Raw genomic sequence first — 17,944 nt, forward strand, 5'->3', positions numbered from 1 at the left:
ACCAGCGGCCGTGGCGGGGGCCGTGGGTGTCTCGGGCGGCCGGCACCGCGGGGGCCGGGTGAGAGAGTCTCCCGGCCCCCGCCGTCATGTATCCGTGTGCACGCCACTCACTCCAAGGGCGTCAGGAAGTCGCGGGTGGACAGCGCCCGGTTCACGATGCGGGTGTCGCCGATCCATCCGTAGAAGCCCTGCCCGAACTTCTCGTCGAACTGGGTGGCTCCGATGACGAAGGGCTTGCCGAGCGTGGTGATGCCGGTCGACGGCTGCGCCGGATTGCGGGCGATCTTCGAGCCGTCGACGTACATCACCGTGCGTCGGCCGTCGTTGACGAGCGCGATGTGCATCCAGCGGCCGACCGGCACGGCGTGGCTCCAGGACGTCGGGTCGGCGTCCTGCGCGTGGGGGTACACGACGAACTGGAGGAATCTCTCCGGGGAGAGGTTGAGGCTGCAGGTGGGCTCCAGCGGGGACCAGCCCGTGGTCTTGCCGGCGTCGCCGTTGCGGCCCTCCCAGCTCAGGATGCCCATCCAGTTGTGGTCGCCCTCGAAGGGCTCGGGCAGCATGATGTGCGTCTCGATGGTGTAACCCCGGGTGAACTTCGCGCTGTTGACGGGAGCGCCCGCGGTGGTGGTGAGGATGGCGCCGCGGTCCGGGCTCTTTCCACCGTCGAAGCGAAGGCTGGCGTGCGCCGGCTGGTCAGGGTGGTGGTCGGCGGACCAGGTGAGGGCGTCCGGTCCGCTCGAGTGCAGTCGGCTCACCGTCAGATCGTTGCCGTTGCCCGTGAGATCGCGTACGAGTACTCCGTCGGCCACGGGAGCACCCGGAGTGCCGGCGGCAGTCGTCCCGGAGGCGTCGAAGCGCCAGTAGGCGACCGTGCCGCGGGGCATGACGGCGGACGCGGGGCGCGGCTTCGGCGCGGGGACCGGCGCGAAACCCTTGAAGCGCTCGTCGAAGTCGATGCCGAGGCTGAAGCGGTCGGCGGGGCCCGTCAGTTCGATCGACTCGGCCGCCAGCGGCGAACGCTGCTCGGGGTCACGGGCGAGGAACCACGGCGAGAACGTCTCGACGTCGATCACCCCACGCACCACGTCGAAGCCGTAGAGGCGGATCATGCCGGCGCCGCCGTAGTAGCGGTCCTGGTAGTTGGTGATGTGGACGTGGACATCGTTGTCAGCATCGTTGGTCAGGACGGTGCGCCCCGGCGGCCAGTAGTGGCCGCCCAGCGCGAGGAAGATCTGGTCGTTGCCGCGGATGAGGCCGTCCCACAGCCGCTTGCCGTTGTCCGACAGTTGCGCCGCGCCCTCGTCGTCGGACCAGGCGAGGTCATGCGTGGTGAGTACGGCGGGCAGCGTGGGATGCCCGTCGAGCACGCCCTGCGCCCACTGCAGCCCCATGTCCGACACCCGCCAGTCGAGGGCGAGCACCAGCCACTCGCGGTCCGCCGCGCGCAGCACATGGTAGCTGTTGTAACCGTCGGGCGAGGCACCGCGGAAAGTTGGCATCGAGGCGTAGCGCTCGGGGCCGAATGCCGCGAGATAGGCGGAGTCGCCGCGCTGGTCGTCCGTGGACGAACGGATGTCGTGGTTTCCCGCCAGGACGCTGTACGGCACCTTGCCGTGGATGCCCTTGAAGGTGTCGGCGGCGAGAGCGATCTCCTCCTCGGTGCCGTGCTCCGTGACGTCACCGAGGTGCGTCATGAACGCGATGTTCGCCTCCTCCCGCTCGGCGACGAGGTAGCGGAACGTGGCGCGCAGCGGCGCCGGATCGGAGCTGTCGGCATCGAAGAGATACTGGGTGTCGGGAAGCACGGCCAGCGCGAAGCGCGGACTCTCGGCGTCGAACCTGGACCGACCGCCGCTTACGCTCGTCGAGTCGGCCTGCGCCGCGCCCGCACCGGCCGCCGTGACCACCGTGCCGGCCGCGGGTATCACCACCGCGGCCTGCAGGAGTGTCCGTCTGTCCAGTCGGTGCGGGTGCTCTTCTGTGCTCATCTGCCCTCCAGGTCACGAACGTCCGGGTAGGAAGGCACAGTGCTGAGCGGCCGTGGCCGCGTGATGGCAACAGCCCGAACGGCGGACCCACAAAGGGCGAATGACCGCTCGCGCGGGCCGTCGGGGCATTCGGGACGCCGCCTACTTCACGCGGGCGCCGGCGGGGGTGTGGTTCGTCGTCCGTGCGAAGAGCCGGGGGCGGGGGCGTGTCGGCGCGTCGTCAGTACACGGACAGGCCGTAGGCGCTCAGCACTTCCCCGATCGGCTGGTAGTAGGTGGTCCCTCCTGTGGCGCAGTTGCCGGAGCCGCCGGAGAGGATGCCGATGACCTTGTCGCCGGCGTAGAGCGGACCTCCGCTGTCGCCGGGTTCGGCGCAGATGTTGGTCTGGATCAGCCCGTGGACGATGTCGCCGCCGCCGTAGTTCACTGACGCGTTCAGGGCGGTGACCACGCCGCATCGGACTCCGGTCGTCGCGCCCCGGGTGCAGACCCGTTGGCCGACGTAGGCGGACGCAGTCCCGGTCACGTCGACCGTTCCGATGGTGCCGGGGTGCGGCACGGCCGGGTTGGCGTAGCGGACGACCCCGAAGTCGTCGCCGGGGAAGCTGCTGCCGGTCGTGGGGCCGACGGCCGTGTCCATGGCGGCACTCGTGTACCAGGTGGGCAGGTCCGCGGTGCAGTGCCCGGCGGTGACGAAGTAGTACGTCGAGCCGCTCTGCACATTGACGCCCGCCGTGCAGCGCCGGCCGCCGGCGTAGATGCCGTCGCCGCCGGAGACGAGGGTGCGCAGCCGGCCGTCGAGCCGTTCGAGGCTGACGGCACCGGCGAACTGGTCGGCGGCGTGGCGAAGCCGGGCAAGTTCGGTGTCGGTAACCGTCGAGTCGGCGAGGATTCGCAGCCTCCCGTTGCGTTCGTCCACGGCCCACGCCGTCCCGCTGATGCCCAGTTTCGCGAGGGCCGAAGCCGGGCCGGACACCGGGGACGGCGTGGTCGGCCGGGTAGCGGTCGCCGCCGTCGCGCTGGTGCCGGACACGGTGAGAGCGGCCACTGCGAGCAAACTTAGGGCACAGGCGATCAGTTGTGAGCGTCGTTTGGTCGTACGGCGTGCTGTCATCCCGAATCTCCCCGAGGACGGTCGGTCAGTTTCGGGCACGCCCCTACAGGTCACCGGGCGTGCCGGGCTTGCATGCCGTGGTGCTGGAGTCGTGCGGGTTGCGAAGGGTGGGCCCGCGCCCCTTGATGTCTTCCCGTCATGTCCTCGCCTGCGACGCAGGGCGGAGGCGAAACAGCGCACATTGTGCCCGGATGTGTGGGGCGGGGGTAGGGCGCGTTTACTCGCGCTGCGTCAGCAGCTCGATCAGCCGACGGGTCGGTGGCAGGGTGTCGAACACGTTGATGATCTGCGGGTCGGCGATCTGCTCCCGATTGCGTGCCATCCACTCCGGGAGGCGCTCGGGTGAGCGCGCGGCCAGCGGGATCCAGCCGTCGCGCTCGACCTGGACGATCCGCTCGTCGACCCCGAGCGCCCGCAGCCGGTCAAGGACTCGACTCCTCCACGGCGGAGTCCTGCCCGGTCACTCCGATCGACGCACGCACCTGGTCGGCCTCTCGACGCACGTCGTACCCGGCGACCCGAGCCTCACCGCCGTCTGCGGGCAGCAACATCGACAGGATCCGCACGGTGGTGGTCTTGCCGGCCCTGTTGGGCCCGAGCAGGGCGTAGACGGTGCCCTGTGCCCACTGCGGGCGTGGTCCTGACGCAGGCCTCCGGGCCGGACGCCACTGCGGGCGCGGTTCTGACACAGGCCTCCGGGCCGGACGCCACTGCGGGCGTGGTCCTGACGCAGGTCTCAGGGCCGGACGCCACTGCGGGCGCGGTTCTGACACAGGCCTCCGGGCCGGACGCCACTGCGGGCGTGGTCCTGACGCAGGTCTCAGGGCCAGACGCCGGAGAAGTCGATCTCGCGTGCCCAATCGGGGTTGTCTATGAGCGGATTCCGGTTGCCCTGGATCTCCGCGATGGCCGCGTTGCGGTGCTGTTCGTACTCGGTGACCGGCTCGCTCTCGTGCCACCTCAGCAGGACCGGCAGCCGGTCCTCGGGGAACTCTCGCTCGACGTCGCCGACCTGCCCCGGATAGCGGAGCAGGAAGTACAGGGTGGCACGGGCGACCGTGCCCCTGCCCTCCTCCGGCTCGAATCCGACGCTTTCGCGCATCCCGCAGTCCTCGCGTTCCGCTTCCTCGAAATTGGGGAAGTCGAAGTACGGGAAGTTACCGCGGAAGCTGTTGCAGCCGACCTCACAGGCGAACAGATGGTGCAGGTCGCCTCGCATCGGCTCCCTCTCATCGAACCACGACTGCGGCACCACGTGTTCGCAGTTGAACGGCATCGACGCCTCCAGAGCGTCGAACTCCGCCCTGAACTCGAACGGTCCGGCCGTGCTCTCCAGCAGCAGGAGTTCCTGTACGCGAGCCAGTCGGGCCTGGGCCACGGCGGCGTCGGCCCGTATGAGCTCCTCGGCGGAGAAGCCCTTGCCCGAGTAGATGCTGCGCAGCCGCCCGTCCTTGTGCAGGTCGACCCAGGGATAGACCATCCTCATCGGCTTGTATTTCGGCCGGGGATCGTGGGTGTCCGTCAGCAGCGTTGTCAGCGCTTGGCGCAGCCCGTCACCGTCACGGGCATGGATGTTCGCGTAGTACGCCTCGCGCGCGGCCGCGTCCGCGACGCGGTCGTAGTAGGGACGATCCCGTGCGACACGGTGGTTGGTCAGGGCCGCGTCGACGTCCCTCTCGACCGCTGACACGACGTCCGGCCGCGCGGCCGGCGGCTGCGGTGCGGCCTGCGGCATCGGTGCGGTCTGCGCTATCGGTGCAAGAGGGGGCAGCGGGGCCAGGACGCCGGCCGACGAGGATGACGAGTACGACGGGGACTGCGGGGAATCGAAGCCGATGCTGATCCGTAGGGGAAGAAGGAACTGGGTTGCGGTGTCGGCCTCTTGAGCCCTTGTCGGGGCCGCGGAGCCATTGGTACCCGGCAGGGTGGAGCCGCCGTTGAAGGAGACCGCCGGCGGGGCGCTCGGCACAGGAGGCGGGGTGAGCCCGGTGGTGAACACCTCGTCCCGCAGTTGTGCCGCTTCTCCGGTCAGGGGTATCTCGTGCAGGGCCCCCAGCACGCGGCTGATCCGTACTCCCTCGTTGGCCCGCCATGCCAATTGCTGCTCGTCCATCCCGGGCTCCCACACCGTGCCGTCGACGCTCAGCGGCCGGCCCTCGGCATCGGTCTTCGGAACGGCCGAGTGATGCAGCGCGACGACCTCCCATTGGTCGTTCAGGACCGGAGAGCCCGAAGAACCCTCACGGGTGTCGCACATGTAGTGCAGGTACCGGTCCAGAACGTCGACGATCTGGTTCTCGCGCAGCGCGATCTGCTTCGGCTCGCCCCTGGGGTGCTGGATGATGTTGACGAACTCCCCGATGAGGACCTTTCCTTGCGCCTCGCTGAGGATCAGCCGGCCGAATGACGACAGTGCCTCTCCCTGTGCGCCACGCGGGGCCACCGCGACGAGGCTGTAGTCGAGTGCTCGGTCGGTGACGAAGAACCGGAGCGGCTCAAGCTGAAAGACCGCCGGTACGAGCGGGCTGCCGTCGACGGTGTCCTGGAACGCGAAGGCGACCTTGCTCCGACTCGCCTCCTGCTTGCCGCGCAACACGTGGTTGTTGGTGAGCAGCAGGGACGGGGAGACCATGAAGCCGGTTCCGTGTCCGCCTCCGGGTCCGCTGATGGTGATCCGACCGACCGAGCGCGAGACCTGGACACCCTCCTCCAGGAACGCGACCGGGGTGAGGTTGTTGCGCCCCATCAGGCGCTCCAGCCCCAGCGCGTCACTGGTGAAGGCCTCCGGGGGCAGTCGCAGGGTGCTTCCCGCGCTGCTGGCAGGTTCCGTCTGCGTCCGCTCGATGGCCCGCGCCATGGCCCAGTCCGCACCGAGGCGCGCCAGCCGCTTCTCGACACGTTCACGCGAGTCCGCGTACAGCACGCCGCGCGAATTCAGAACCGATTGGTTCTCCTCGCGTCGCTCGGTGCGGTTCGCATAGCGGGCCGCTGCCATGGTCAGTTGTGACAGATAGTCTGATTCTCGTTCTGAAGCGAGTTGCGCCGTGGCCATGATTCGCCTCCAGGCCTCTGCTGGTTGTCGCGGTGGTTTCTCTGCCAGGGATGCACGCGGATGTGGCACAGCGCGCTGTGACTCGTGCAGGCCTTCCTCCTATCGATGCTTACTGGCGCCTGGCGTATATGGGCCAAGCGGGCGCAGCGCCATCTCGACCGTCCTGCGTGCGCCTCGCCTCAGCCCCCGCGCTCCGGCGGCAGCAGCCCGTCCACCGGCAGCAGGTCGAAGTAGTTGTGTTCAGCCGCGGGCGTGTACCGAACGAGGCCCGCGAAATTGGGGACGCGGACCGTCACCTGCGCGATGGCCTCGGGAGCGGCCTCCTCCAGGGACTCGGACGCCGTGCCGTGCCAGTAGCCCATGTCGTGCAGGGCGTCGCCGGTCGGCTCGTCCGTGGACTGCGAGGAGGACAGGTTGACCGGCAGGTAGAGCTGCCCTACGCCCTTGTCGGCACAGGCCCGTGCGAGCAGCCGGCCGGTGAGGCCTTCGCCGCCCCTCTCGCCCGGGGCGAACTGCGCCAGCATCACCAGCAGCGGCCGCTCGCCGACGCACGGCCACATGTGCGCGAACGAGAAGGTCGTCCCCTCGGGTTCGCCACTGTCCCGCGGCCCGTACCCGCCGACGGCATCGTGCTCGGGGCGGGCCTTTCCCTCGAAGTAGGCCCACCGCCAGCCCTCGGTCCGCCCGTCGGCATTGCCCGCCAGGGCCCCCTGCGCCCAGGCCGCGGCGTACTCGGAGTCGCGTACCAGCGGTGTCCGGGGTACGTCCGGCGGCGAGCTGATGCCCGCGTCATAGCCGTCCTGCCAGGCTCTGACACCGACCGGCACGAGCACGCCCGGCTCCACGGGCACCGAATGCGGATTGTGCTGAGCCATGATCGGCCCCCTTCACCAATTGGGCTTGGCGACGTTGCCGTACGACCAGGCGGAGCTCTTCGACATCTCGAAGTGCAGGTGCGGTCCCGTGGAGTTGCCGGTGTTGCCGACCTGTCCGAGCTGCTTCCCGGCGCTCACCTTCTGGCCGGTCCTCACCTGCCGCAGCGAGAGGTGGCAGTAGGTGTAGATGTGGCCGTTGTCCGCGCGCAGCCCGATCCACTCCCCGTAGGCTCCCCCCTTCTTGTTCGACCAGGCGATGGTGCCGTTGCGTACAGCGACCACAGGAGTACCGGGTTTTGCGGCGAAGTCCTGGCCCGTGTGGCGGCCGATCCCGTCCGGCTCCGGTTTCCAGGCGTACGGACCGCGGGCGTAGAAGCCGAAGGTGACCTTGTGTCCGGGCACGGGCGAGGGCACCCGTTTCTGGGGATGGGGAGTGGCCGGGGCGCCCTTGCAGTTGACCTTGAATCCGGCGTGGTGGCCGAGGGTGGTGAGGGAGGTGCAGCCGGGGTTGCCGTCGGCGTCGGCTCCTTTGAAGCCTTGGGCGATTTGTTCGGCGCGGTAGGCGGCTTTGGTCTGGGGGCCGAAGAGGCCGGTGGGGCCGTCGGGGATCTTGCGGCCTCGGGCTATGAGTGCTTTCTGTACGGTGCGTACGTCCTCGTTCCGTTTACCGAACTGGACCTTCGACAGGGCCACCATGACGGCTCCTAATACGGGTGGGGAGGCCGGTGCGGATCGGCCTGCTGGACGCGGGCGGCGAAGTTCGATCCCGACTTGTTCACGTGGTATCGGGTGCGCACGTAATTGACCGTGGCGCACATGTCCGCGACCACGTCGTAGGGAGTGGTCGCCGTGCCTGCCTGATGGTGAGTGGCGAACGTGGGGGGAATGCACTGCGTGGCGCCTCTGGAACAGTTCTGCGGGTGGCCGTCGGACATGATGGGGCCATGCGCGTTCGAATCCGTCCGGTTCACCCGGAACTTCGGATGATTCGATGCGGACTCGCGGCTGGCGATGGTGGCCAGAGCCGGAACTCCGAACTGCGGATCCATTCCGGTCAGCGCACACGCCTTCTCGGCGTAGCGCCGCATGGCCGCGCCCCCGGCGTCGTCGTCGGGATCGACGTAAGTCACCTTGCTGAGGGGAAGCTTGCCGTTGCCGCTGGCGGATGCGGCGCCCTTGCAGTCGACTTTGAATCCGGCGTGGTGGCCGAGGGTGGTGAGGGAGGTGCAGCCGGGGTTGCCGTCGGCGTCGGCTCCTTTGAAGCCTTGGGCGATTTGTTCGGCGCGGTAGGCGGCTTTGGTCTGGGGGCCGAAGAGGCCGGTGGGGCCGTCGGGGATCTTGCGGCCTCGGGCTATGAGTGCTTTCTGTACGGTGCGTACGTCCTCGTTCCGTTCACCGAACTGGACCTTGGACAGGGCCACCATGAGAATTCGCCTTCTCTCCGGACACCTGGGGGTACTGGTCGGTCAGGGCTGAGTCGTGGGCCGGGGGCTGCCTGCCTGATGGAGCCGCTGATCTCGGAGGGCCAGGTGGCTGAGAGCGTTTCGGGGGAGACGTCGCCCGGAGAAGCCGACCGGAGACGTCGTCCGGAGACGTCGTCCACCAGGGTGTCGTGGCGGCCAGGGCCGGCCGGACCGCTGCGCGGGGGAAGGTGTGCGCCAGGGGGACCGCGGCATCGCTTTTCGATGATTGCGGAGTGCCGCCGTCTGGAAGTCGGACCGGACCGGGCACCAGCGAGCGGTCGTGCGTAGGTGCATCATGATCTGCGGGCCGCGCACCGGCAGGCCGACCGTTGCCCGCCAGGCCGTGCCGTTCCGGGTCGATATCGCCGGGCGCTGGCACACGACCTCTTCGATGGCGCTGTGGCGGTCATACCGTTGTCCCTCCGTCCGCGCCGAAGGTGGTCAATTCGACGCTACGGAACCGCCGTCAGCCCCGCGTCATCCTGGCGTCAAATCCGCCCGCCGGGGGCGGGAGCATGCGGGCGAACGCGGGAGAGGGCTCGACTCCCAGCTCGTCGTTCAACAGGCATCGAAACGCGTGATAGTGACGTACCGCTTCGGCGAGATTGTCCTCGGCGAGATGAGCCGATACGACCGCTCGATGGGCGCTTTCGCGGAGGGGCTCGCTGCGGACGCTTGCCCACGCGGCCTCCAGCGCCAGTGCGGGTTTTCCCTGCCGGGTCAGGGACTCGGCCAGCGCGTCGAGCGCGTGCAGGCGCAACTGACGTAGCCGCTCGCGCTCCAGGAGGACCCAGTCCTCGTCCCAGCCGGGCAGCAAGTCCTCACCCGACAGCATTGCCAGGGTCGGCACGCCATTCAGTGGAGAGTCGCATTCCTGTATGAGGCTGAGTGCTGTTTTGGCGAGGATGTGCACGTCCACACACAGCGCTGCCGCGGTTGCGAGGTAATCGCCGCAGCAGCGGATCAGGGGCGGGTCGCCGCGGGGCAGTTTCCACAGCGTGGTGCGCAGGCTGCCCCGGGCGTGCTCTTCGGATACCTCCGGCCACAGTGTTCCGGCCAGGACCGTGCGCGACACGCGGCCTCGGAGGCCCAGGAACGCCATCAGCCGCTGGCCGTTGCGGCACAGCTCGACGGCCTCGGAACCGAATTCCAGCCGGAACTGGCCGAGCAGGCGCAACTGAGGAGGAGGTGACACCAAATTGATCGCCTCGCGTGCAGCGGGGTTTCAGCGCGGAATCGTGCGGCCACTCCGAGGGAAGGGCTCGTGCTCCGAGGAGGCGCGCCGATATCAGTTTCAGTCGCTCGCACAAGCGGTGCAACTTCGGCGCAGTGGGGTTTTGGCGGTCTTCGCGGCTGAGGGCTTTCGTACCGGCTGTGGCGGATGAGCTCGGTCCTCGGGTGGATTCTGCAGGCCTCTACGCGTGCGCGTGCGCCTTCGCCAAGGCGGTGAGGATGCGTCGGGTCTTGTTCTCGGGGTGTTCGGAGATCGTCACCCCACGCTCCCGCACGGCGTCGTTCAGCTTTTCCTGTCGACGCTCGGCCCGCTCGGTGAGCTCTTCGGCATCGTCCTCATCCTTGGGCTTCACCCGGATCGACGCCTCCAAGAAGTCCAGACCGGCGACCGACCACGCCTCCAGGTCCACGTCCAGATCATCGAGCGGAACGTCGTCGAACTTCATGGCCCGAATCGGCCCCAGCGCGACCAGCCCGTCGAGCCGAACGGCGGGAGTGCAGGCTTGCAGGAACTGGTCCTGCACGGCGTCGATCACCGCCGCGGGATCACCCCCGGGCTCCACCGCGCCCGACAGCGTCCCCGGGGAGTGATCGTGCACCAGGGAGGCGGCCAGCACACGATTGTTCGCCGACCAGTCCTCCTCGATCTTGTATGTGAAGGGATCCGCCTCGAACGGATCGGAGAACCGGCCGACGAGCTGCTGCCGGAGACACGGGCGCAGTTTGACGGTCAGGTCGTCCGACCCGCCCCCGATCCTGAAACGCAGGATCACGCCGCGGTCCAGTAGGGGCACCCGCCCCTCGGCGATGCCGTCCCGGTCCTCAGCGAACCAGATGCGACGCGTGGTCATCGCGTGCCCCGACGTGCCGAGAGCTGACAGCGCCGCTGCCACGTCGCCCTCGATGTTTACCTTGATCTCGACCGGCAACAGGTCCATGCGTTGCTCCCGCAGGCTTTCCCAGATGGTGTCGCCTACGTCCTGCCCACACCGCTCGACATAGGGACTGGACGTCGCCGACTTGTCCTACAGCGCCTTCATCTCGGGGTCGTCCGGGCCGGTTCGAGCGCGTCGGGCCCTAACTGACAACTCCCGAAGCACAGCCCCCAAATGGTGAATCCCATCCAGGGCCTGTCAGGCGCGCGGCCATGCTCGTCATGCCTCTCACTTCAGGCTATCCACCCCACGCCCGGGCCGCAGTCCGGAGGCCGACTACCTGGCCCCGGGCCCTCTGAAAGGCGCCCTTCGATGGCGCCGGGTCCCGACAAGTGCGGCCGGAGTCAGTGGAGTTGGCCGGAAGGTTGCATTGCCGTAGTCGATCGGTTGCTCAGAGTGGTGAGCATGCGTGACGTCGGAGAGAGGGGTGCCGACACAATTCGCTGATGCGCGCCGAAGGCCCCATCGGCCCCACCCCCTCGCCCCTCCTCATTCGACTGCCCGCAGATACGACCGCTCAGCGCTCAGCCCGCTCCCACCACACCAAGTTGGCGGCCGCCTGGGCCGCCGGCTCGATGGTTTCCCAGCACTCGGCGACCAGCCCCTCCTCGATCCGCCAGATATCGACGACGGAGATCTCCGGCCCGCCATCGGGGAGAAGACGACGCGAGTGCATCACCACGAAGTCCCCCTCCGCCAGCAGGTGGCGGACCTCGACCCGCATGTCGGCGAGCGGGACGAGCGCCGCCTTCAGGTTTGCCAGCCATTGCGCCTTGGTCGAGGAGGTCGAATCCGGCCTGTGGTGGACGAACTGATCACTCAGCAAGGGTTCGAGTACATCGGCACTGCCCGACTCGATCAGTTCCGTCAGGGCCCGTTGAACGATGGTCTTGTTGTCTGTGGTCATGGACGCAGTGTTTTCCGCGGCAGCGGCGGTTGTCGATGAAATCGGATTTCATGGCGCGCGGCTGCAGGATGAGTAGTCTCGACGACCGTGCATACGGTGGGGGAGCTCCTGCGGCAGTGGCGGCATCGCCGACGACTCAGCCAACTCGACCTCGCGATCGCGGCCGATGTCTCGGCTCGGCACGTCAGCCTGGTCGAGACGGGCAAGTCCAACCCGAGCGCCGACATGGTCCTGCGGCTCGCGGACCACCTCGATGTGCCGCTGCGTGATCGCAACCAGCTACTGCTGGCGGCCGGTTTCGCACCCCGGTACGCCGAGCGGCCGCTCGACGACCACGCACTGTCGGCGGCTCGGGACGCGGTCGCGAGGGTGCTGCGCGCGCATGAGCCGTACCCTGCCGTGGCCTTCGACCGCCGATGGAACATCGTGATGACCAACCGCGCCGTCGAGCCGTTCTTCGCCGGCGTCGATCCGCGTCTGCTACGGCCGCCGGTCAACCTGGTACGGCTCGGGCTGGACCCGCGCGGCCTCGCTCCCCTGGTCGTCAACCTGGCTGATGTGCGGACGATGTTCCTCTCCCGAATCAGGCGTCAGCTAGCCATCGCTCCCGATGCCGAACTCGCCGCGCTCTACGCGGAATTGCTCGAAGTCGAACCTGCGGCCGACTCCGTCGAAGGGGCGAGCCGAGCGCTCGAATCCGATGTGGTGATCCCGATGCTCCTTCGCTTCGAGGGGCGAGAGCTACGGCTGTTCTCGACCATCACCACGTTCGGCACCCCTGTGGACATCACGCTGGACGAGGTGGCGATCGAGTCGTATTACCCAGCGGACGCGGAGAGCGCCTCATACTTCGCGCAGAGCGCCGCATACCTCGAGGACTCCGGCGGCGTTGCCCCCGCGACAGCCTGACAGTGGCCGCCCTCGACCGGCTCGTGGCTCGAAATCCCGGTCCTGTTCGGGAGATTGAGCCATGATGATCACATGATGGCTGTGCCGCTCTCCGTGCTGGAAGTCGCGATGGTTCAGGCCGGCAGCAGGGCTGCCGACACCCTGCGTGACACGACCACGTTCGCCCAACAGGTCGAGGGCATGGGCTACCGGCGGCTGTGGTACGCCGAGCATCACCACTCACCTGCCATCGGCGCCTTCCCGCCCGTCGTGCTGATCGCCCACGCCGCCACATCGACGTCGTCGATCCGGCTGGGCTCCGGTGGTGTTCTCGCCCCCAACCACAGTCCGATCCTGCTGGCCGAACAGTTCGGCACGCTTGCCGGGCTGCACCCGGAGCGCATCGACATCGGCATCGGACGAGGCCCAGGAACGTTGGACGAGCCGACGGCGCGGGCCCTGCGGCGCGGGGCGGGACCGGCCACCGACGACGAGTACCGTGCCGACGTGGCGGCCACGCTGCGGTTTCTCGTGGACGAGGTCGCGCTCGACGAACTGCCCGAACCCTGGCTGCTCGCCTCCAGCACCGCTGGTGCCGCGCTCGCCGCGGACCTGGGCCTGCCTGTCGCGATCGCCCACCACATCCGACCCGACAACACCGCTGCCGCGATTGGTGAATACCGTGCCCGCTTCCAGCCCTCGCGCTGGTGTGCGAGCCCGCGTGTACTGGTCTGCGTGGAGGTGGTGTGCGCCTCCACGGAGCGAGAAGCCGAGTGGCTGGCCGGACCCATGAACGTCGTCAAGGCCGGGCTTCTCCAGGGCCGCGGCGACATTCCCTTCCCCACGCCGGCACAGGCCGCGGAACTTCCCTTCACGGAGCAGGAGCTACAGGCACTTGACGGCTTCCGTGCCCAGCAGGCTCACGGCACACCCGATGCCGTGGTCCAGCGCCTCACAGAACTCGTCGATGCAACGGGGGCCGAGGAGTTGATGCTGGTCACACCCGTTTACGCGTTGAAGGACCGTCTGCGGTCCTACGAACTCGTTGCCACAGCCTCTGCCGGGCGGCGCCCTTAGCGGCGTGATGAGGCCTCCGTCATCGGGGCCTCCCCGGTGACGAGGTCCGGTCGCCACCGGGGAGTCAGCCTGCCCGGGCCAGCCCCGGGACGTCCGCAGTCGCGACGAGACGTATCGTCTTGCCAAGCGCTTCGTCATGTCGTACTGTCCTCCGCATGGGTTCCCTGTGAGAAAGCCGGCGCCGCTGGCGTAGAGCACCGCTCCGCCATCGCCGCGCCCCATCGCGCCCTCTCATCCACCCGAACCGGCCCGGGCTGAAGCCTGCGGCCAGGAGGGACCCGCTCATGCGCGGCTCACAGCTCACCCTTCACCACGTCACCAAGCGCTATCCCGGCCGTGCCGTCCTCGACCAGGTCTCCTTCACCCTGAAGCCGGGGGAGAAGGCCGGGCTCATCGGTGAGAACGGCTCCGGCAAGTCCACCCTTCTGCGGCTCATCGCGGGCCAGGAGCGCCCGGACAGCGGCGAGTTGACCGTGACCGCCGCCGACGGTATCGGCTACCTGCCGCAGGCCATCCCACTGCCCCCGACCGCCACCGTCCAGGACGCCGTCGACCTGGCCCTCGCCGACCTGCGCGCACTAGAGGCGGAGTTGCGCCAGGCCGAGCAGACTCTCGGCAACGACGCGGACCCGGCGGCACTCGCCGCGTACGCGGCCCTTCTCCAGCGCTACGAGGCGCGCGGTGGCTACGACGCCGATCATCGCGTCGACCTCGCCCTGCACCATCTCGGCCTGCCCGCCCTCCGCCGCGACCGGCAGCTCGGCACCCTCTCCGGCGGCGAACGCTCCCGGCTCGCCCTGGCCGCCGTTCTCGCCGGCCGCCCGGAGCTGCTGCTCCTGGACGAGCCGACGAACGACCTGGACGACCGGGCCGTTGAGTGGCTTGAGGCGCAGTTGCGCGCACACCGCGGCACGGTGCTCGCGGTCACCCACGACCGTGTCTTCCTGGAGCGCCTGACCTCCACGGTCCTGGAGGCCGAGGCGGGAAAGGTCACCCGGTACGGAGACGGCTACGCCGGCTATCGCACCGCCAAGGCCGCGGAACGCCGCAGTCGACTCCAGGCGTACGAGGAGTGGCGGGCAGAGCTGGCCCGCAACGAGCGGCTCGCCGTCGGCCAGGCGATCCGCCTCGACGGCATCCCGCGCAAGTCCCCGCCGGCCAACTTCGGCCACGGTGGCTTCCGGGCGCGAGGCCGGGCGCACGGCGCGATGGCCCGTATCCGCAATGCCCGCGAGCGGGTCGACCGGCTGACTGCGAACCCGGTGGTGCCGCCACCGCAGCCGCTGACGTTCACCGCACGCATCGGCACGGCGGGGGCCGGCGCAGCTACGTCAGCGGCGGAGCTCCCCTCGGTACAGGTGTCGGGCGTACGGCTGGGAGACCGCCTCCACCTGGACTCCCTCGCCCTCGGCACTTCCGGCCGGCTACTGGTCACCGGACCCAACGGCGCCGGCAAGACCACGCTGCTGAAGCTGCTCGCAGGTGAGTTGCGGCCCGACGAGGGCGAAGTGCGGGTGTCGGGCCGGGTCGGCCATCTGCGCCAGGAAGAGACGCCGTGGCCGCCGGACCTGACGGTGGCGGAGGCGTTCGCGCTGGGCCGCGTGGGCTCCGCCGAAGAGCACGCGCACGCCCTGCTCACCCTCGGCCTCTTCCGCCCGGCAGAGCTCCGGCTGCGCATCGGCGAGCTGTCGTACGGCCAGCGCCGCCGCGTTGACCTCGCACGGCTGGTGTCCGAGCCCGCTGATCTCCTACTGCTCGACGAGCCGACCAACCACCTCTCCCCAGCGCTGGTCGAAGAACTTGAGACCGCGCTGGACCATTACGAGGGCGCGGTCATCCTCGTCACCCATGATCGCGCGTTGCGTACGCGGTTCCGGGGCGAGCATCTTCACTTGCCGCAGACGGCCTCGGTTCGCTTGGGGTGACAGCCGGGCGGGCGGCTCGGCACCGGCCGCGACGGCAACCAGGCCGCCGTACCGGGCCGCCCCGGCATCGGCAGCCGGGCCGCGCCCGCTGACCGCGGCGGGCCGGCGTCACGCGTCGCCGGGGGCGAGGCTGTGGTTCAGGGGGCATCCGGGGGCCCGGAAGATCAGCCGATGTCGCGCCAGGTGACCGGGTGGACAGGGCGAAGGCGCCGCGGCCGTCGACGACGCGCGGGGTAGTGGTGCGCGGCGGGTCGCCCCGGCCACGGCCGCGGCCATGGGAATCTTCGCCGACGGAGCCGAGTTGCCCCTACAACGATTTCAAACGGAGGACTGCGGTCCACCGCAAGGAGGGGACGGGAGCCGATGAGCCTTCGTCAGTACGAGTACGCCCTGGCCGTCGCCGAGGAGGGCTCGGTGACGGCGGCTGCGGAGCTGCTGCACGTCGCTCAACCGTCGGTGTCCCAACAGATCCGAGGCCTGGAACGGGAACTCGGCGTGAAACTGTTCGCCCGCACGCCGACCGGACTCGTCCCCACCGTGGTCGGCCGCGCGTTCCTGCGGGAGGCGGAGGTCGCGGTGAGCGCGGCGCGCCGGGCGAGGGCGACGGCACGGGCCGGTGCCGATGAGCTGGTGGGCGAGCTGGTGGTCGCGGTCCAGTTGGGCTTTGGCACGCGGCAACTGCCGAGCGCCCTGGGCGCGCTGCGTCGCCGCTTCCCGCGGCTGGAGGTCACCGTCTTCGAGGAGCCGAGCCACGCCGAGTTGGAGCGCCTGTGCCGGCGGGGCCTGCTGAACCTCGCCCTGATGGCGGCATGCGAGCGCAGCCCCGCCGACGCCCACCACCTCGGCGACGAGGAACTCGTCGTGGTGCTGGGCGCCGGGCACCGGCTGCTCGCCGCGGACCGGGTCGAGCTGCGCGAGTTGGCGGGCGAACCGTGGGTGAGGTTCGACCGCGACAGCTCCCTCGACGGCGTACTTCTGAACGTGCTGCGGGACAACGATCTGACCCCGAACACGGTCGCCCGCGTGTCCCAGACGGCGACGGCGGTGCGCTGGGCGGCCGAGGGGCTCGGCGTGACGCTCGTCCCGGCCTCCGCGGTTCCCCACGGTCACGAGCACCTCGCGCGCCCGGTGTTCCCCGTCGTGTCCCAGCCCGTCATCGCCGTGGTCCGGCACGGCGCGGGGCCGGCGGAGAAGGCCCTGCTCGAACTCCTGGGTAAAGAGACCTGGTCCGAGTCCGCCTTCTTCTCTCCGGTGTCCTGACGGCCTGGAAGGAAGCGGGCGCCGCGGAATTCTTTCTGTCGAAACCGAAGTTCCGGAATTCCGCCGGCGTCAACTCCTCGGGAATTCGCCGCCGTCCACGACGAGATTGCTCGCGGTCAGCCAGCTCGTGCGGTCGGACACGAGGAACAGCACCGCCTGGGCAATGTCGTCGGGCTGACCTTCGCGCCCCAGCGGAGGGGTGTTGGTGGCCTGGCCGGGCCCCTCGTCCAGGCGCGCCCACTGTTCCCGCGTCGCTTCGCCGCCGGGGGTGGCGGTCCTGCCCGGAGACACGGTGTTGACCCGGACTCCGAACGGGGCCAGCTCCGCGGCCAGCCCCCGGCTGTAGTTCTCCAGTGCCGCCTTCGCCGCCGTGTAGTGCAGGAACGGTGGTGGCGTGGGCGGAACCGCCGCCGAGGAGACGTGCACGATCACTCCCGAACCCTGTTCCCGCATCCCCGATGCCAGCAGCGAGTCCAGTCGCACGGACGCCAGGAAGTTCAGATCCAGCGCGTCCTGCCACACCTCGTCAGGGATGGCCAAAGCCCCCTTGTACGGTTGCGCCCCGCCCGCGTTGTGAACCAGGATGTCCACCCCGCCGAGCGCCTCCTGCGCGGCCGCGGCGAGCGCCTCCGCGCCGGCCCGCGTCCGCACGTCGGCCGTCACGAAGGCGGCCCCCTCCGGCACCGTGTTCGTCGCCGACCTGGCAGTCGTGAGCACCTCGGCACCGGCGTCCAGGAGTTGGCGCACGACGGCCGCCCCGATTCCGCGAGAACCACCCGTGACCACGGCTCGCTTTCCCGCGAGTTCTCGCTTTTCCGATCCGTTCTCGATCGTCGTCATACTACGGTCCTCTCGATCGTAAAAATGGCCTGCTCGATTGAATAAGGGTCGACGTGCGCAGGTCGCGAATATCCGGAGAAATCGCGGCGAGCGCCTCATCGAGCTGTTTCACCGTACGGCCGGGAAAGAAGGAGAGGCAAAGACGAAAAGGCAGCAGGTGCTATAGGGGATTCCTATGAGCTCGCGACAGGATCCTGCGGAGGTCCCTGGTCGGGCGTGACCGTTGGCGGAGTCCTCGAGCGGTTGCGGCGGGCCGACCGGCGGAAGACGGGCAGCGAGCATCACCCGGTCTGCGGCGGCAGAAAAGGAATTGAGCGAGGTGGCGCCCGCTGCTACTTTCGCGGTGGACCGTGAAGTCGTCGTATGGAGGTGAGCCCCGTGAAC

Annotated in this window: 14 protein-coding genes and 1 pseudogene; 4 read left to right on the top strand and 11 right to left on the bottom strand. The window is 69.2% G+C overall.

The genetic code is table 11. The features are described from left to right. Nucleotides 1-107: 107 nt before the first annotated feature. From ACZ69Q_RS09125 to ACZ69Q_RS09170, 10 genes and pseudogenes are all read right to left on the bottom strand, one after another. Nucleotides 108-1,991, bottom strand: coding sequence for a LamG-like jellyroll fold domain-containing protein (locus tag ACZ69Q_RS09125; protein ID WP_471038821.1), 1,884 nt, complete (start codon nt 1,989-1,991; stop codon nt 108-110). 220 nt (nt 1,992-2,211) lie between these two features. Next, nucleotides 2,212-3,105, bottom strand: coding sequence for a S1 family peptidase (locus ACZ69Q_RS09130; protein ID WP_471038823.1), 894 nt, complete (start codon nt 3,103-3,105; stop codon nt 2,212-2,214). Between the two features lie 437 nt (nt 3,106-3,542). Beyond that, nucleotides 3,543-3,794, bottom strand: a pseudogene (locus ACZ69Q_RS09135) (ATP-binding cassette domain-containing protein); the annotation flags it as partial. 131 nt (nt 3,795-3,925) lie between these two features. Then, nucleotides 3,926-6,100: an endonuclease gene (locus ACZ69Q_RS09140; RefSeq protein WP_471038825.1), complete on the bottom strand. Its 2,175-nt coding sequence runs from the start codon at nt 6,098-6,100 to the stop codon at nt 3,926-3,928. A gap of 236 nt (nt 6,101-6,336) precedes the next feature. Then, nucleotides 6,337-7,032 (bottom strand): hypothetical protein, encoded by a 696-nt coding sequence (locus tag ACZ69Q_RS09145; RefSeq protein ID WP_471038827.1) that lies wholly within the window; start codon nt 7,030-7,032, stop codon nt 6,337-6,339. A gap of 12 nt (nt 7,033-7,044) precedes the next feature. After that, nucleotides 7,045-7,728, bottom strand: a complete 684-nt coding sequence (locus ACZ69Q_RS09150) for a M23 family metallopeptidase (protein WP_471038830.1) — start codon at nt 7,726-7,728, stop codon at nt 7,045-7,047. An 8-nt stretch (nt 7,729-7,736) separates the two neighbouring features. Continuing rightward, the gene (locus tag ACZ69Q_RS09155) at nt 7,737-8,456 is read right to left on the bottom strand and encodes a peptidoglycan-binding protein (protein ID WP_471038832.1); all 720 of its coding nucleotides are present in this window, start codon (nt 8,454-8,456) and stop codon (nt 7,737-7,739) included. 505 nt (nt 8,457-8,961) lie between these two features. Beyond that, on the bottom strand, nt 8,962-9,666 hold the full coding sequence (locus ACZ69Q_RS09160; protein ID WP_471040163.1) for an AfsR/SARP family transcriptional regulator: 705 nt from the start codon (nt 9,664-9,666) through the stop codon (nt 8,962-8,964). A gap of 244 nt (nt 9,667-9,910) precedes the next feature. Then, nucleotides 9,911-10,666 carry a hypothetical protein gene (locus ACZ69Q_RS09165; protein ID WP_471038834.1) on the bottom strand — a complete coding sequence of 252 codons (756 nt, stop codon included), beginning with the start codon at nt 10,664-10,666 and terminating at the stop codon, nt 9,911-9,913. Nucleotides 10,667-11,180: 514 nt separating this feature from the next. Beyond that, entirely contained in the window at nt 11,181-11,570 is a 390-nt protein-coding gene (locus ACZ69Q_RS09170; protein WP_471038836.1) for a nuclear transport factor 2 family protein, read from the bottom strand. 87 nt (nt 11,571-11,657) lie between these two features. On the opposite strand from ACZ69Q_RS09170, the gene ACZ69Q_RS09175 reads away from it, so the two are divergent. The 4 genes from ACZ69Q_RS09175 to ACZ69Q_RS09190 all read left to right on the top strand — a co-directional run bounded on the left by ACZ69Q_RS09175 (nt 11,658) and on the right by ACZ69Q_RS09190 (nt 16,720). Beyond that, nucleotides 11,658-12,479, top strand: coding sequence for a helix-turn-helix domain-containing protein (locus ACZ69Q_RS09175; protein ID WP_471038839.1), 822 nt, complete (start codon nt 11,658-11,660; stop codon nt 12,477-12,479). Nucleotides 12,480-12,551: 72 nt separating this feature from the next. Further along, complete coding sequence (locus ACZ69Q_RS09180; protein ID WP_471038841.1) at nt 12,552-13,535, top strand: LLM class flavin-dependent oxidoreductase; 984 nt, start codon at nt 12,552-12,554, stop codon at nt 13,533-13,535. A gap of 284 nt (nt 13,536-13,819) precedes the next feature. Next, nucleotides 13,820-15,460: a TlrC/CarA/OleB/SrmB family ABC-F type ribosomal protection protein gene (locus tag ACZ69Q_RS09185; RefSeq protein WP_471038844.1), complete on the top strand. Its 1,641-nt coding sequence runs from the start codon at nt 13,820-13,822 to the stop codon at nt 15,458-15,460. Between the two features lie 363 nt (nt 15,461-15,823). Further along, nucleotides 15,824-16,720: a LysR family transcriptional regulator gene (locus tag ACZ69Q_RS09190; RefSeq protein ID WP_471038846.1), complete on the top strand. Its 897-nt coding sequence runs from the start codon at nt 15,824-15,826 to the stop codon at nt 16,718-16,720. Between the two features lie 69 nt (nt 16,721-16,789). On the opposite strand, the gene ACZ69Q_RS09195 is transcribed toward ACZ69Q_RS09190, so the two are convergent. Next, nucleotides 16,790-17,560, bottom strand: a complete 771-nt coding sequence (locus ACZ69Q_RS09195) for an oxidoreductase (protein WP_471038849.1) — start codon at nt 17,558-17,560, stop codon at nt 16,790-16,792. Nucleotides 17,561-17,944 lie beyond the last annotated feature (384 nt).

The organism is Streptomyces sp. NPDC036764 (assembly GCF_055609385.1).

What these genes read in the sequence shown, in the direction of transcription:
- ACZ69Q_RS09195 (WP_471038849.1), bottom strand. Translation starts at nt 17,560, where the DNA reads ATGACGACGATCGAGAACGGATCGGAAAAGCGAGAACTCGCGGGAAAG.
- ACZ69Q_RS09170 (WP_471038836.1), bottom strand. Translation starts at nt 11,570, where the DNA reads ATGACCACAGACAACAAGACCATCGTTCAACGGGCCCTGACGGAACTG.
- ACZ69Q_RS09185 (WP_471038844.1), top strand. Translation starts at nt 13,820, where the DNA reads ATGCGCGGCTCACAGCTCACCCTTCACCACGTCACCAAGCGCTATCCC.
- ACZ69Q_RS09145 (WP_471038827.1), bottom strand. Translation starts at nt 7,032, where the DNA reads ATGGCTCAGCACAATCCGCATTCGGTGCCCGTGGAGCCGGGCGTGCTC.
- ACZ69Q_RS09190 (WP_471038846.1), top strand. Translation starts at nt 15,824, where the DNA reads ATGAGCCTTCGTCAGTACGAGTACGCCCTGGCCGTCGCCGAGGAGGGC.
- ACZ69Q_RS09180 (WP_471038841.1), top strand. Translation starts at nt 12,552, where the DNA reads ATGATGGCTGTGCCGCTCTCCGTGCTGGAAGTCGCGATGGTTCAGGCC.
- ACZ69Q_RS09140 (WP_471038825.1), bottom strand. Translation starts at nt 6,100, where the DNA reads ATGGCAGCGGCCCGCTATGCGAACCGCACCGAGCGACGCGAGGAGAAC.
- ACZ69Q_RS09150 (WP_471038830.1), bottom strand. Translation starts at nt 7,728, where the DNA reads ATGGTGGCCCTGTCGAAGGTCCAGTTCGGTAAACGGAACGAGGACGTA.
- ACZ69Q_RS09130 (WP_471038823.1), bottom strand. Translation starts at nt 3,105, where the DNA reads ATGACAGCACGCCGTACGACCAAACGACGCTCACAACTGATCGCCTGT.
- ACZ69Q_RS09165 (WP_471038834.1), bottom strand. Translation starts at nt 10,666, where the DNA reads ATGGACCTGTTGCCGGTCGAGATCAAGGTAAACATCGAGGGCGACGTG.
- ACZ69Q_RS09155 (WP_471038832.1), bottom strand. Translation starts at nt 8,456, where the DNA reads ATGGTGGCCCTGTCCAAGGTCCAGTTCGGTGAACGGAACGAGGACGTA.
- ACZ69Q_RS09125 (WP_471038821.1), bottom strand. Translation starts at nt 1,991, where the DNA reads ATGAGCACAGAAGAGCACCCGCACCGACTGGACAGACGGACACTCCTG.